Source organism: Streptomyces sp. NPDC002785, from assembly GCF_040295565.1.
Taxonomy (GTDB): Bacteria; Actinomycetota; Actinomycetes; order Streptomycetales; family Streptomycetaceae; genus Streptomyces.
Genome location: NZ_JBEOVN010000193.1, coordinates 1 through 13,331, shown reverse-complemented (window position 1 = coordinate 13,331; position 13,331 = coordinate 1). Strand labels below are relative to the sequence as shown.

13 protein-coding genes and 1 pseudogene are annotated in these 13,331 nt (G+C 67.5%); 6 read left to right on the top strand and 8 right to left on the bottom strand.

Annotated features, from left to right (window positions below):
- Positions 1-78, bottom strand: a pseudogene (locus ABTZ94_RS30815) (MGMT family protein); the annotation flags it as partial.
- A 38-nt stretch (positions 79-116) separates the two neighbouring features.
- Here ABTZ94_RS30815 and ctaF point away from each other — a divergent pair.
- Complete coding sequence (gene ctaF, locus ABTZ94_RS30810) at positions 117-458, top strand: aa3-type cytochrome oxidase subunit IV (protein ID WP_351205626.1); 342 nt, start codon at positions 117-119, stop codon at positions 456-458.
- A 9-nt stretch (positions 459-467) separates the two neighbouring features.
- On the opposite strand, the gene qcrB is transcribed toward ctaF, so the two are convergent.
- From qcrB to ABTZ94_RS30790, 4 genes are all read right to left on the bottom strand, one after another.
- Positions 468-2,108 carry a cytochrome bc1 complex cytochrome b subunit gene (gene qcrB / locus ABTZ94_RS30805; RefSeq protein WP_351205624.1) on the bottom strand — a complete coding sequence of 547 codons (1,641 nt, stop codon included), beginning with the start codon at positions 2,106-2,108 and terminating at the stop codon, positions 468-470.
- A gap of 632 nt (positions 2,109-2,740) precedes the next feature.
- Positions 2,741-4,171 (bottom strand): amino acid permease, encoded by a 1,431-nt coding sequence (locus tag ABTZ94_RS30800; protein WP_351205622.1) that lies wholly within the window; start codon positions 4,169-4,171, stop codon positions 2,741-2,743.
- Positions 4,172-4,679: 508 nt separating this feature from the next.
- Complete coding sequence (locus tag ABTZ94_RS30795) at positions 4,680-6,164, bottom strand: peptidoglycan D,D-transpeptidase FtsI family protein (RefSeq protein WP_351205620.1); 1,485 nt, start codon at positions 6,162-6,164, stop codon at positions 4,680-4,682.
- 292 nt (positions 6,165-6,456) lie between these two features.
- Positions 6,457-6,693, bottom strand: coding sequence for a hypothetical protein (locus ABTZ94_RS30790; protein WP_351205618.1), 237 nt, complete (start codon positions 6,691-6,693; stop codon positions 6,457-6,459).
- 509 nt (positions 6,694-7,202) lie between these two features.
- On the opposite strand from ABTZ94_RS30790, the gene ABTZ94_RS30785 reads away from it, so the two are divergent.
- Complete coding sequence (locus ABTZ94_RS30785; RefSeq protein WP_351205616.1) at positions 7,203-7,409, top strand: DUF5988 family protein; 207 nt, start codon at positions 7,203-7,205, stop codon at positions 7,407-7,409.
- A gap of 739 nt (positions 7,410-8,148) precedes the next feature.
- A complete protein-coding gene (locus tag ABTZ94_RS30780; RefSeq protein ID WP_351205614.1) occupies positions 8,149-8,871 on the top strand; it encodes a peptidoglycan recognition protein family protein in 723 nt (240 codons plus the stop codon).
- Between the two features lie 126 nt (positions 8,872-8,997).
- Here ABTZ94_RS30780 and ABTZ94_RS30775 read toward each other — a convergent pair whose 3' ends face one another.
- Positions 8,998-9,297 (bottom strand): hypothetical protein, encoded by a 300-nt coding sequence (locus tag ABTZ94_RS30775; RefSeq protein WP_351205612.1) that lies wholly within the window; start codon positions 9,295-9,297, stop codon positions 8,998-9,000.
- On the opposite strand from ABTZ94_RS30775, the gene ABTZ94_RS38055 reads away from it, so the two are divergent.
- Complete coding sequence (locus ABTZ94_RS38055) at positions 9,197-9,499, top strand: DUF8825 domain-containing protein (RefSeq protein WP_502967341.1); 303 nt, start codon at positions 9,197-9,199, stop codon at positions 9,497-9,499. The genes ABTZ94_RS30775 and ABTZ94_RS38055 overlap by 101 nt on opposite strands.
- A 181-nt stretch (positions 9,500-9,680) precedes the next feature.
- Positions 9,681-10,289: a GOLPH3/VPS74 family protein gene (locus ABTZ94_RS30770; RefSeq protein ID WP_351205610.1), complete on the top strand. Its 609-nt coding sequence runs from the start codon at positions 9,681-9,683 to the stop codon at positions 10,287-10,289.
- Positions 10,290-10,416: 127 nt separating this feature from the next.
- Here the strand turns inward: ABTZ94_RS30770 and ABTZ94_RS30765 are convergent, their stop codons facing one another.
- On the bottom strand, positions 10,417-11,883 hold the full coding sequence (locus tag ABTZ94_RS30765; RefSeq protein WP_351205608.1) for an MFS transporter: 1,467 nt from the start codon (positions 11,881-11,883) through the stop codon (positions 10,417-10,419).
- 176 nt (positions 11,884-12,059) lie between these two features.
- Between ABTZ94_RS30765 and ABTZ94_RS30760 the strand changes: the two genes are divergently transcribed.
- Positions 12,060-12,506 carry a MarR family winged helix-turn-helix transcriptional regulator gene (locus ABTZ94_RS30760; protein WP_351205606.1) on the top strand — a complete coding sequence of 149 codons (447 nt, stop codon included), beginning with the start codon at positions 12,060-12,062 and terminating at the stop codon, positions 12,504-12,506.
- 198 nt (positions 12,507-12,704) lie between these two features.
- Here ABTZ94_RS30760 and ABTZ94_RS30755 read toward each other — a convergent pair whose 3' ends face one another.
- Positions 12,705-13,049 carry a DUF6188 family protein gene (locus ABTZ94_RS30755; RefSeq protein ID WP_351205604.1) on the bottom strand — a complete coding sequence of 115 codons (345 nt, stop codon included), beginning with the start codon at positions 13,047-13,049 and terminating at the stop codon, positions 12,705-12,707.
- Positions 13,050-13,331 lie beyond the last annotated feature (282 nt).

The window sequence follows — 13,331 nt, the reverse complement described above, 5'->3', positions numbered from 1 at the left end:
TTCGAGACCACCGCCGAACCCGCCGAGGCCGCCGTCGCTCTCCACCACCCGATGGCACGGCACCACCACCGGCAGCGGAGGCCATTCTCTTCGCCGGAGTCGCGGGGTTCTTCCTCGTGACCGATGTTCTCTACGCCGTGTGGTCCCGTGATCCGACGGGCACGGCGGCGCTCACCGTCTCGTTCCTCATGGCGTTGCTGGTCACGTTCTTCTTCGCCACCAACTTCCGGAGGAAGGGACTGCGTCCCGAGGACCGCGGGGACGGGCACGTCCATGAGCGGTCCGGCCCGGTGGACTTCTTTTCTCCGCACAGCATCTGGCCGTCACTGACAGCCGCAGGGATGGCCCTGCTCGCCCTCGGTGTGGTGTTCGGTCTGTGGCTCTTCCTGATCGGGCTGGGCGTGGTCCTGGCCGGGGTGTTCGGAATGGTCTTCCAGTACGTGCGTGTGCAGGACTGAGGACGGTTCTCAGTCCTCGGGCTCACGGACCGGCTCCGGCTGCGCCATCAGCTCCGCGATCCGGGACCGTTGCTCGTCCGTGGCGGGCAGTTCCACGAGGTCCCCGTAGTACCAGCCGCTCAGTACGGTCCGAAGCCGTCGCCGACGCGGGACCGGGCCCTTTGCGGGGAGCTCCAGGGGCGTCGGGACATCACGCATCAGGATGCGGTGGCGGGCTGTCGGGCTCAGGCCACGGTGGCGCTCCGAAAGGTCGCCGTTCACCGACTGGATCACCTGGCCGGTCTCCTCGCCCTCGGTCAGCCGACGGCGGTCCCGCATCTGAAGGGCGAGGCAGAGGCGTTTGGTCAGCGCGAAGGCCAGAAGCGGGGCGGCGATCAGCGCGATTCTGAGGATCCAGATCATGACCTCGACCGAAATCCTGAACGAGAGGGCGATGACGTCATTGCCGCCGGCGACCAGGAGAACGGCGTAGAAGACGATGGCCGCCACGCCGAGCCCCGTACGGGTCGGCCGGTTGCGCGGCCGGTCGCACAGATGGTGTTCCCCGCGGTCGCCCGTCACCCACTTCTCGAAAAAGGGATAGAGGAACAGCGCTGTGAAGACCAATCCTGGCAGCACGATCGTAGGAATGAACACATTCCACATGATGGTGTGGCCCGCGATGTCGGTCTCCCATGGCGGCATCAGCCGGAGCGCGCCCTCCAGGAACCCGACATACCAGTCCGGCTGTGCGTTACCGGATACCTGGCTGGCGCGGTAGGGGCCGTATTTCCATACGGGGTTGATCTGGGCGAGCGCTCCCAGCAAGGTCAGCACGCCGAACACCATGAGGAAGAAACCTGTGGTCTTCGCGGTGAAGTGAGGGAACGCCGGTGAGCCGACGGCGTTCTTATTGGTCTTCCCCCGACCCGCCCAGTGGGTGTGTTTGAGATAGACCACCAGGATGAGATGAGCGGTGATCAGCGCCACGATCAGACCGGGCACGAGCAGGATGTGCACGGGGTACAGACGGGGGATCACTGCATTGCCCGGGAACTGTCCGCCGAAGACGAACAACTCCAGGTACGTTCCGACGACAGGGATCGACCCCACAATGGTGGCCGCCGTCCTCAGGCCCGTACCGGACAGCAGGTCGTCGGGCAGTGAGTAGCCCGCGAATCCTTCGAGAAGCGCGAGTACGAACAGGGTCACGCCCACGATCCAGTTGGCCTCCCGCGGTTTGCGGAAAGCGCCGGTGAAGAAGATCCGCAGCATATGGACGGCGATCGCGGCGACGAACACCAGCGCCGCCCAGTGGTGGATCTGACGGATCAGCAGGCCTCCGCGCACGGCGAAGCTGATTTCAATGGTGGTGGTGTAGGCCTGCGTCATCCTCTCGCCCTGCAAGGGCACATAGGAACCGGTGTAGACGCTCTCCGTCATGCTCGGGTCGAAGAACAGGGTGAGGTACACGCCGGTGAGGAGCAGGACCACAAAGGAGTAAAGGGCGATCTCGCCGAGGAGAAAAGACCAGTGGTCGGGAAAGGCCTTGCGCAGCAACGGCCTGGCCAGCTCGCTGACGGGCAGACGTCCGTCCACCGCGCCGTATCCACTGACCGTCGCCTGCCCGGCCCGGGCCTTCATCTGCGCCTTACGTCTCCGCAGGGGCATGCACCACTCTCCCGTCGATCTTCCTGCCACCCCGCGCCCCCTATTGTTCCGGTTCGCCCTTTATGGGTAACGCATTACTCGAAGGGGCTACGCAGAATCCCGGTTTCGGCACCTGATCGGCCGACTTGGCCCTGACGTGCAGGGTGGCGCCGCGCCGGTGCGTCGGGCCCACCCCGCGAGCGATCTACGGGGCCCCGCCGCCATAAGAGGTGACCACGCGTCGCCTCGTCGCCCTCGACGGCATGACTCCGTTCGCCCGACCGGCGATCCCCATGGGCAGTTGGCGGAACCCTGAACGTCGGCGACTTCCCCCTCGGCCGGCCGTCTTCGCGCACATCCGGTCCGCGTCAAACACCCCCACTACGGGAACTCTCAGAACCCCGCGCCCCACGGCCGCCATACCGTCGGCCTCGATCCGGTAACCGCGAGTGGGATGCGGGGGGTGCGCCACCACGCGTGCGGTGACCCACAGTCCGTCCAATTCCGGATCACCCATCCGGGGTGCCAGGCCGCGGTCCACCGACGCGGCGCCTGCACGGCCGTCCCGGAACCGACGTCCGACCGCTGTGGTTCCACGGACGGCGTGACGTTTGATGCCGCCGGGGTCGACTGACCGGTCCCCCGCCGAGGCGTCAGGCGCGCGCCTTGCGGGCCGACATCCATGCGTAGACCAGGACACCCGCGAAGAGGAACAGCACGCCCTGGTAGACGGCGGCGTAGCCGGAGCCCGCCAGGAGCCACATGGAGAAGCCGAAGGCAGCCACCGCGAGCACGGCGTCACGGGCGAGGCGAGCCGGGCGGACCCGGTCGCGCTGCCCCGAGACCAGGAAGTACAGCTGGGCCGCTGTCGCCAGGAGGTACGGGACGGTCGCGGTGAAGGTCGTGACCAGCACCAGGATCTCGAACACCCGAGCCGTCCCGGCCATGTAGTTGTAGACAGTCAGCAGCGAGGCGAGGACGACTGTGACGGTCACGCCGAAGGTCGACACGCCCCGCCGCTTCACCGCGAAGCGTGCCGGGAACAGGCCGTCGCGGGCGGCGGCGTACGCGGTCTGGGCACTGAGGAGCGTCCAGCCGTTGAGCGCGCCCACGATCGAGACCAGTGCAGCGCAGGCGACCGCCGCGCCGCCCCACGTGCCGCCGAACATGGCGTTGACGGCGTCGGTGAAGGGGGCACTGGAGGTGAGCAGCTTGTCGTGCGGGACGGTACCGAAGACGGCGAGGGTACCCAGCAGGTACACCAGCGCCGCGCCCAGTGTGCCGAGGACGGTCGCCCGCCCGACGTTGCGCCGCGGGTTGCGCACCTCGCCCGCGCTGACCGCCGCCGACTCGACGCCGAGGTAGCTGAAGAGCAGGATCGCGGCGGACGCGGAGACCGCGCCGAGGGCGCCGCCTTCGGTGGCCTGGAAGGGACCGAGGTTGTCCGGGTCGAAGAAGAACAGCCCGCCGATCGCGACCAGCAGCAAAGGCACGAACTTCAGCACCGTGGAGACGAGCTGCACCGCGCCGACGTAACGGGTCCCGGCGAGATTGGCGAGAGCCGGCAGCCACTGCACGACGAGTGCGGCGGTCATCATCAGCCACGGCGAGCCGTGCAGGGGCAGCAGCACGTCCAGGTAGCCCACGGCGGTGACGGCGAGCGCCGCGTTGCTCACCCAGGAGGTGATCCAGTATGACCAGGCGGCCAGGAAGCCCGCGAAATCGCCGAAGGCCTCGCGCACGTAGACGTACGGCCCGCCGGTGCGCGGGTCGCGCTGCGCGAGCCGCCCGAAGACGAGCGCGAGCGCGATGGCGCCGGCGGTGAGCACGCCGAAGGCAACGAGGCTGATGGTGCCGTACGGGGCGACGGACGCCGGGAGCAGGAAGATGCCGCCGCCGATGATGTTGCCCATGACCAGTGCGGTGGCGACCGGAAGCCCGAAGCGTCGGGCGTGCCGACCGCCCCCTTCCCGCTCCGCGGACGGAAGGTGCCCCGTCCGGGCGGAGTCGGGGCCCTGCGGCAGAGCGAGAGCGGGGCTGCCCGGGGCCGGAGCCGATGGCGAGACGGTTCCGGTGTCGTGCATGGGGATGGTGCGCCTTTCATCGTGCTGGGTACCGTCGCCTGCCCTGCGGGGCAGCGCCACGGCCCCCGGCCCGTGCGGCGGCGGCCCAGCATGCGGGCGCACGCCTACTGCGGGAACCGCCGGGGGGGATCCACCCCATGGTCGGTTATCGGACACCGCGCACCAAATCGCCGGTGAATGTTCACTGAGGCGCTGTCCGCGACCGAAAATCGGACGGAATCAGGCCCGTGTGACCGCGCATCCTTCTCCGCAGGTCCGAAGGCTCCAGCGGCCGCTGCGGCCGGCTGTCACCCGTCCGAGGGGTCAAGGGCGGCCCAACACGACCGGTCGGTACGGGTGCCGCAGAGTCGGCCGACCCGGGCTCCGTCGGCCCACCCCAGCCGACGCACCGGCCTGTGCACCGGCGCACGGCGACACCTGCCCGACCTGCTCGGCGCCGTCCGCGCCCTGGGCTCGTAGTGCTTCGGCTGGGGGATCGGGCCGCAGGTTCATCAAATGAGCTGATCCCTCAGCTTCCCAGCACGGCTTGCATCACGCGCTTCGCAATCGGCGCGCCCAGCCGTCCGCCCGAGATGTCCGAGCGGGAGATGTCCATGGCCGTCGGGTCGATGAACACCGCGACCGCCACCGACGCGCCGTTGGCCTTCTTGCCGTACGAGACGAACCAGCCGTACGGCACCTCGTCATTCACGTTCACACCGCGCTGCGCCGTGCCGGTCTTGCCACCGACCGTGACACCGTCGATCAGGGCCCGTTGGGCGCTGCCCTCCTTGGCGGTGAACTCCATCATTTCCTGGACCTTCTTCGCTGTCCCCTCGGAGACGGCCTGGCTCTTGAGTTTCGGCTCGTGCTTCTCCAAGGTCGACAGGTCGGGACCGCGCAGCTCTTCGACGATGTACGGCTGCATCAGCTTGCCGTCGTTGGCGAGGGCCGCGGTCACCATGGCCATCTGCATCGGGGTGCTGGTGAGGCTGCCCTGGCCCATGCCCGTCAGCGCGGTCCCGGGCTTGTCCAGTCGGCTCGGGTAGAGGCTCTTGGTGGCGAGCATGTCGCCGAACTCGTCAGAGTAGACATCGGCGTTGAAGCCGAACTTCTCCGCCGTCTCGCGCATCTTGTCCACGCCGACCTTGGAGGCCGCATCGAGGAAGACGTTGTTGCAGGAGTGCTGCATGGCGGTCTTCATGGACGCCTTGTTGCAGGCCGCGTCGCCGGCCTCACTGCTGATCTTGTTCGAGGAGAGCGGCAGCGGGTACGGGGAAACGGCGTCGGACGCCGCGTCGACGTCGGTGACCACACCGTTCTCGAGAGCGGCGGCCGCCGTGAGGATCTTGAAGGTGGAGCCGGGCGGGAAGGTCTCGCGCAGCGGGCGGTTGGCCAGCGGCTTGCTCTTGTCGTCGACGAGATCCTGGAACTTGTCGCCTTCCTTGAACGAATTCCCGGCGAAGACGGACGGGTCGTAGGAAGGGGTGGAGACCAGCGCAAGGACCTTGCCGGTGCGCGGGTCGAGGGCGACGACCGCGCCGCGGGCACCGAGGTCGGTCAGCCCTTTGTAGCCCGCCTTCTGCGCCTTCGGGTCGATCGTAGTGATCACGTCGCCGCCGCGGCGCTTCTGGCCGGTGAGAATGTCTTTGGCGTGCCGGAATGCGAACCGGTCGTCCTGACCGCTGAGCACGCTGTCGTACGTCTTCTCCAGCAGGGACATGCCCTGCGCCTGTGAGGCGTACCCGGTTACCGGAGCGTACATCGCGCCCTGCTTGAAGGTCCGCTGGTATTTGAAGTCCGTGCCGGAGACAGCCTTCGAACCGGTAATCGGGTCACCGCCCACGATGATGTCGCCGCGCGGGGTGGCGAACTGAGCGATCTTCACCCGGCGATTGTGCTCGTCGGTGGCGAGAGCATCGCTCTGGAAGTACTGGAGCCAGTTTGCCCGGAGCAGCAAGGCCAGCACCAGCAGCCCACAGAAGACGGCTATATGCCGCAACGGCCTGTTCATCGTTTTCCCGCTTCCCGAACCATTCGATCTTCAACACTAGAGATGCGCCTGCGGACCACATGGTTGCACGGCACCTCCGTTGCTCCTGCCCCTGGACCACGCGGCACCGGCAGCTCCCTGATGGGCCGATGTGTGAAAAGTGAACGTGCCCGAATTGAGGGCCGATCGGCGGACGCCGAACGCACGGCCCAACGCGTCGATGAGCCCATGTGCCGAGCAGCGGACGTCCACTGCACACACCCGTGCGGCGATCCGCGTCGGCGGACGGTTACACGCCCGGGATTGCAACTGTCTAGTGCAGCCTCCAGGTGAACTTGCCGCCGCCCACCCACCGGATCACGTCCGGGTCGTCGAGGTCGTGGACCTTGATGCCTGCGGCCGCGGCGATGGAGAGCACGTCCGTCATCGATGTTGCCGCACTGACGACCTCCCCGTCGATCTCCACAAGGCGGAAGGGTGGATCACCCGGCTGTACTTTCAGGACGGTGATCCGAGGCATCGAGATACGGGGGCTCGCACTTTCGGTCATGCATGGATCGGTTCCACGCCACGGTCGGCAGTATGCCCGGCGGCAGGATCGGTAACGCGACTTCACATGACATCACCCCGGCGGCCGAGCCGGCTGCCTGTCGGGAGGAAGCGGGACCCTCGACATCAGTCCGCCTGGCTGAAAGCCGTCGAAGCGTCGAGCCCTTCGAACCCGTGCTCAGGGAAGTCGCCATCGGGCCGGCTGAGCGGCGTCCTGTATCCCCGGTACGTACCGCCCGAGGCCGGGGCGATTGTTGCGTTTCTGTGCACTGTCCAGCCAAGGCGTGGGGCATCCGATCCCGGGCAGCTCCCGCCCACAGTGCGTAGCGCAGCTTCGCGAGCTCCGCGGGGTTCGGTTCGTCGGTCCCCGTGCCTCCCTGGCCAAGTGTCCTGCATCGAGTGATTGCCTGAAATCACGGGCGTACTGCTGGGATCCCGGCAGGACACACCGCGGCGAGCCCTTCGGCGCGTCATGGAGAAGCCGGACCAACCTCAGGGGAAACTTCCGCCATGACCAACGCAATGAAAGCAGTCCTTGAGGGCGGCCCCGATGATCTCCCTGAGCGGATCGTTTCCATCACTACGCCCGGGCTCGACCTCAAGATCCCGTTCCGTGGTGGATACGAGCACTTCAAGGTGACGACACGTCACCAGGACACAGCCGAGGGCCAATTGCCTGTCTACGAATGGTGGGAGCGCACAGAAGTCCCGGGGTGAGGGTTGTCGTGCAACTGCCCTGGCGTTCTGTCCTGCCGCAGCATGAGTGCCGTCATACGAAAGGGCGCTACCCATGGGGGCTGACCAGGCAAAACACTCAGGATCACGAAAAGACGGTCTTGCGCCTGCGACGGTACCTGAGGTGCAACCCGGGGGTGCACCCCTCCAGGCAACGGAGCAGACACCCTTCGGCGCAACATGTTGTGGTCGGGAATGCCGAGTGGGTGCGCTCGGCGATTTGCATGCGGAGCAGGACACCGCCGGCCTCGTCGAACAGATGGCAGGCGAGTTCGGCCAGGTGCCAGGAAGGTACCCGGTCGGCCCACGTGGCAAGGGCAGCTGTGCGTACCACGACTCGTCATCGCACACCCCACCCTGGTACGGGAGGGACTCACCCGCGCACCCCTCGCGGCAGTCGACTGGAGTGCCGACACGCTCGCCTGTCTGCAGTAACCCCGGGCGCGCAGAGAACCTTTCACCGCAAAGCTATGGACATACGCGCTCCCGCCGTCCCCTCGGCGAAAGACAAAGAAGGTTTTCCGTGCGTCTGTACCGAATGGCGCTGTGGGTCACGGCTCCTGCGGCAGTTTCTCTCATGGCGGCGCCGCCCGGAGTGACGGCAGCCGGTGCCGTCTGCCATGCGACACCGGAAGGCCCCCTTTCCGTATGGCAGGCCGGAGCAGTTCCTGAGTCGGTTGTCGATTCGGCGCTGCCGTTCCCGGCCCTCGGAGCGACGTCAGTGGCATTCCCCCATGCGGCGCGTCGGCCCGCCATCGTATTGCGTACGCAGTGGCGGGCCGACGAGACCAAGCGCGACCCACATGCCCACTACGCGCAAGGAGTGACGGCGGTCTTCATCCATCACACCGACACCCCCAACGGCTACGACTGCGCCGACGTCCCGCGTACCCTGCGCAACCTGTATATCGGCCAGACCCGTGACCAGAGATGGGGGGACCTTGGCTACAACTTCCTCGTCGACAAATGCGGTAACGTTTACGAGGGCCGCGCCGGCGGTGCCGACCGCCCCGTTGTCGGCTCCCACACCCTCGGGTTCAACCAGGGCACCACGGGGATTGCGGCGATCGGCACCTTCGGACGAGGCGCGCTCGTACCGGCAGCCATGGAACACGCGATCGCAGCCCTCGCCGCCTGGAAGCTCGGCTTGAGCGGCATCGACCCGACCAGCAAGGTGCGACTCACGTCCACGAACGACAAGAGCCGCTACACGAAGGGAACTTCGGCAGATCTCGACGCCATCTCCGGTCATCGCGACGGCTATGCAACCAACTGCCCCGGAGAGGCACTGTTCGCGCGACTCCCCGCGATCCGGAAGATCGCTGCCGGCCTCCAGGGCAGGTCCCCACGAGCACCCTCTGGTGCCGCCCTGCCCGCGGGCCTACGAAGCGTCCAACTCACCACCCACACACCGGCCTCAGCAGAGCAGGGCCCAGGCGAGTGATACCGGTTGGCCTGCAAATGCTGCCCACCCCACAGGAAATGCCTCACCGAGTCGGCCTCCTCGTTGATGCCCAGTTCCTCAGCCGGAGCAGCACGGGCGCCGACGACTCCGGGCGGTGGCCGTTCGTCAGCCGAAGCGCAGCAGCGCGACACCGGGGCCCTTGGCCGGGGCGAGGACCGCGGCCGCGATCCGATACTCCCCTGCCAGCGACTCCCCTACCTCGTCGAGCAGTTCCTCGGGATTCCGGGCCCCCGTGACGGCCTCGGCGAAGGGCGGGGCGGTGGCCACGTCCACGCCGTCGGAGCGGTAGGTCGTCAACAGCACCATGTCTCCCGGATCCAGGTCCTTGACCGTCAGCGTGATGACGTTGGCGGAGGTACGGGCTCCGCTGCTGGGGCGGGCGGCGCAACATCTGGCTGGGCACACGGAGGAACGGGCCGCTGAGATCGTCCGCTTCCAGGTACGGCTGCTGGAACTCAGCATCGCCGTGCCCACGCACCTGTACTGGGCGACTGCCGACAGGAACGTGAGTGTCGGTACTCATGCCCACCGACCTCTGCCGGGATACGCACTCCCCAACGGGCCGGGGCAATCAGCGCGGGATGCAGCTGCCGTCAGTGCTCCGTAAGCTGGTGGACGGCGTCGGGCCGGCCGGACTTCACGCCCACCGGCTACACGCAGCAAATCCGTGCAGCGATCGCGGCGGCCACCGATATCGGCAGCTGACCTTGCCGCTCGGCTTCACGCCGGGCGCCGGACCAGCTGCTCAGCGACGCATCGCTCCTGATGCCCTTGACGTGGAGCCATTCATGACCACACCGCGGGACCTGTTGATCGCCGCCATGGACATGGCGGCCAGTCGCCCTCTGGAGCGAGGTGATCTGTCGCTTGCGCTCGCGGGAGCCGAGGTGATCGACCTCCTGGGAGCCCAAGCCATCAGGCTGGACGGCGATCAGATCGTGCCGAGCCACCCGCCGGAAATGGCTGATCGCCTGTTGGATGAGGCCGCGTCGTCGCTCGTCCGAGAACCGCCGTACGAGTCGCTCGAAGACTGGCTGTGGCGCAGAGGCCGCGGCCTGTCCACGGCCTATCTGAACGCCCTTGAGGCGGAAGGACAGCTCACTCAGCGACACCGCCCCCGCTGGATGCCTTCCCGGGCCAGTCAGATGGTGTTGGTCGATTCACCCGCTCGCCGCGAGGCGGCCGACCGCTGGACGTCGGATGAGCCCGTCCTCGCCGCCCTTGCCGCGGCCGTCGGAATCCGCGACAAGCCAATCGGCGACTCCCCCGGCGTGGCCGACGACGCGGTGGCGACGGTGCTCGCCGCTGTTGATGACGCGGTGAGGGATCTGGAGTTCCAACGGCAACGGCGAGCCCTCGACGAGGCGGCCTTCGACAACATCTGGCGAGGCGAATGACGAGGGCACACGCGGTCGTCCTGGACCGCGGTCGAGCTGCTGACCCGTCCGTCGGCAGGACAGACAGAAAGCGGGTTGTCCTGCCCTGTGACGGGACGGGACAACCCGCTTGGGAGTAGCGGGCTGGTCAAGCCTTGACCTCTGCCCCGGGTACCCCGGAGGCGGCAGGGAGTGAAACAGCGGGCTCCGGCTGTGCGCCCGCCCTCACAGGGATGAGGGATGCAACGACCGCAGCCGCGAGCCCCACGCCGCAGCCGATCAGCATGGCGATGCGGAAGCCGTCCTCGGAGGGCAGGGCATAACCGCCGAAGTCGGTGGTCAACTGGGCCATGACCACACCTATCACGGCGGCCGAAACCGAGCTTCCGATCGAACGCATCAGCGTGTTGAAGCTGTTGGCCGACGCAGTCTCCGACTGGGGCACCGCGCCCATGATCAGGGCAGGCATCGCCCCGTACGCGAAGCCGACACCTGTGTTGCAGACAATGGTCACCACCAGCAGGCTCCAGGTGGAGCCAGAGCTGATGAGCGGCAAGGAGATGCCGTAGCCGACGGCGATGATCAGGCTGCCCACGGCCAGGGTGACCTTGGGGCCCTTGGCGGCAGAGAGCTTGGCGCCGATCGGCGACATGACCATCATCATCAGGCCCGCCGGCGCCATCCACAGGCCCATGGCGAGCATCGACTGGCCCAGGCCGTATCCGGTGGCCTCGGGCAGCTGGAGCAGCTGGGGCACGACCAGGGACTGGGCATACATCGCGAACCCGACCAGGATCGAGGCCGCGTTGGTCATCAGGACCTGGGGGCGGGCGGTCACCCGCAGGTCGACCAGCGGATCGCTGAGGCGCAGCTCCCACCAGCCCCAGGCCAGCAGCAGGATGACGGCGGTGGCGAACAGACCGAGCGTGGTGCCGCTTCCCCAGCCCCAGTCAGCACCCTTGGAGACGGCGAGCAGCAGGCAGACCAGCGCACTGCCCAGGCCGATGGCACCGAGCAGGTCGAAGCCGCCCGAGGTGTTGTTCTCGCGGCCCCCGGGCACAAAGATCCAGATCAGGGTGCCGACGGCCAGGGCGAGGGCGGCGACCACCCAGAACAGCACGCGCCAGCTGGCGTTCTCGGCGATCGCGGCGGCGAAGGGCAGGCCGAGCGCGCCGCCCACTCCCATGGATGCACTCATGATCGCGATGGACGAGCCGAGTTTCTCCGCCGGTACAACGTCGCGCAGGAGGCTGATGCCCAGGGGTACCACCCCCATGCCCAGGCCCTGCAGGCCGCGACCGGCGATCATCGGGATGACGGAGGAGGACACGGCGCAGACCACCGAGCCCGCGATAAGTGGAATCAGGGAGGCCAGCAACATGCGCCGCTTGCCGTACATGTCGCCGAGGCGCCCGGCGACGGGCGTCGCCACGGCGGCTGCCAGCAGCGTGGCGGTGATCACCCACGAGGCGTTCGACGCGGAGGTGTCGAGCAACTTCGGCAGTTCCGCGATCAACGGCACTACCAAGGTCTGCGTGATCGCGGCCACGATGCCCGCGAAGGCGAGGATGCCGACAACACCGCCTGAGCGGGCTGCGGGCTGGGGACTGTCCACGGATACTCCCTGTTGCTTTTCGGGGCCATGGCGAGATGCACCACGCAATCGATATGCACCATACATTAGATGTGCCTCATGCATTTCACGTGCATCATGCATATAAACTGTGGTATATCTAGCTGGAAGGTGACCTTCCGCAGGGAAGGCAAGCCCGCAGCCGAAGGAAACCTTGCGTGGACATGCCCCTTGACCAGATCGAGTTCGAGACCATGCTTCTCGGCCGGTACATGAATCTGCTCACCTACCGGGGCAACCGGCGACTCGACCGCAGCGCCTACATCCTCCTCAGCCGCATCGAGGCCGAGGGCCCGCTGTCCATCAGCCGGCTCAGTGACGCTTTCGGTCTGGACACCTCCACCCTCAACCGGCAGACCGCCGCCATGCTGCGAGCGGGTGTCGTCGAGCGCATCCCCGACCCCGAGGGAGGCATCGCCCGCAAGTTCGTCATCACCGCCGAAGGCAAGCGCCGCCTGGACAGCGACCGGACCGAGAACGTGAACGGCCTGGCGCACGTGCTGGCCCACTGGACACCCGAGGAAGCGGCCCAGCTCGCGGACTGCCTCGGACGCTTCAACCGCGACATCGAACGCCTCGACGGCCGCCCCTGGCCCCGCGACTGAACCCGCCCCCATCCCTGATCGGGGGCTGAAGGATGACGCAGACGGCGGTGCGGACGTGAAGTGACGACGCCATCCCGGCTCACCGGATCGAGAGCCCTCACGAAATGGGCGACACCGATGCGCTGGTTGAGGATGCCGGTGACGCCGCCGCGCAGGAATGAGGCGACATCCGGCTCCGGACGTGACCGGGGAGAACCATCAGAATCCGGCAGGACCGACCACCCTCCGAGGAGTCGCACCTCGAGACCACCACGGTGCACGCGGCAGGCAAGGACACGCGAAACCTCGCCACGGCATCGGCATCGCAGTCGGGCGGACAACGAGGTCGCCTCCGGACAACGACACCAAGCGCCATCCCGCTGGGCCCACGGCCTGCCACGCTTCCAAGGATCGATCGGGTGAGCAAGTCAGGTGAATGCCCGTGTCGAACAGAAGACGCAGGGTGCCGGACCTGGACGCGACCGCCGACAGGACTTTCGCCCCGAACCGAATCGAGGGCCAGCACGAGCAGGCTCGGGAAGGAGCAATCGGGGACCCCTCCATACGGCTGGGCGGGCTACCCGGGTGACCGGGACGCGGGCGGCGCCTGCCGCGCCGGTGCCACGTTGTGCCGCCTGGGTCGCCGGGTCATGCCGAAGGCCGAAGGCCGCGTACGGTGGGCTGACCCGGCTGGGCTGGCAGTGCTTCGCCGTCCGGCTTTAATATGGCGTGGCAGGTGAGTGGGTTGGTTGTCGCCCGGATGCCTGCACCAGGCCAGATTTCCCCAAACCGGAACCCCGGCCCGATTCCGGCGGGCCGGGGTTCTGCGTCAGGCGAGTGACTCGG

Bases quoted from the DNA above. Each gene is read 5' to 3' on its own strand.
- qcrB (WP_351205624.1), bottom strand. From the start codon at position 2,108: ATGCCCCTGCGGAGACGTAAGGCGCAGATGAAGGCCCGGGCCGGGCAG.
- ABTZ94_RS30785 (WP_351205616.1), top strand. From the start codon at position 7,203: ATGACCAACGCAATGAAAGCAGTCCTTGAGGGCGGCCCCGATGATCTC.
- ABTZ94_RS30790 (WP_351205618.1), bottom strand. From the start codon at position 6,693: ATGACCGAAAGTGCGAGCCCCCGTATCTCGATGCCTCGGATCACCGTC.
- ABTZ94_RS38055 (WP_502967341.1), top strand. From the start codon at position 9,197: ATGTCTCCCGGATCCAGGTCCTTGACCGTCAGCGTGATGACGTTGGCG.
- ABTZ94_RS30755 (WP_351205604.1), bottom strand. From the start codon at position 13,049: ATGGAGGGGTCCCCGATTGCTCCTTCCCGAGCCTGCTCGTGCTGGCCC.
- ABTZ94_RS30800 (WP_351205622.1), bottom strand. From the start codon at position 4,171: ATGCACGACACCGGAACCGTCTCGCCATCGGCTCCGGCCCCGGGCAGC.
- ABTZ94_RS30795 (WP_351205620.1), bottom strand. From the start codon at position 6,164: ATGAACAGGCCGTTGCGGCATATAGCCGTCTTCTGTGGGCTGCTGGTG.
- ABTZ94_RS30770 (WP_351205610.1), top strand. From the start codon at position 9,681: ATGACCACACCGCGGGACCTGTTGATCGCCGCCATGGACATGGCGGCC.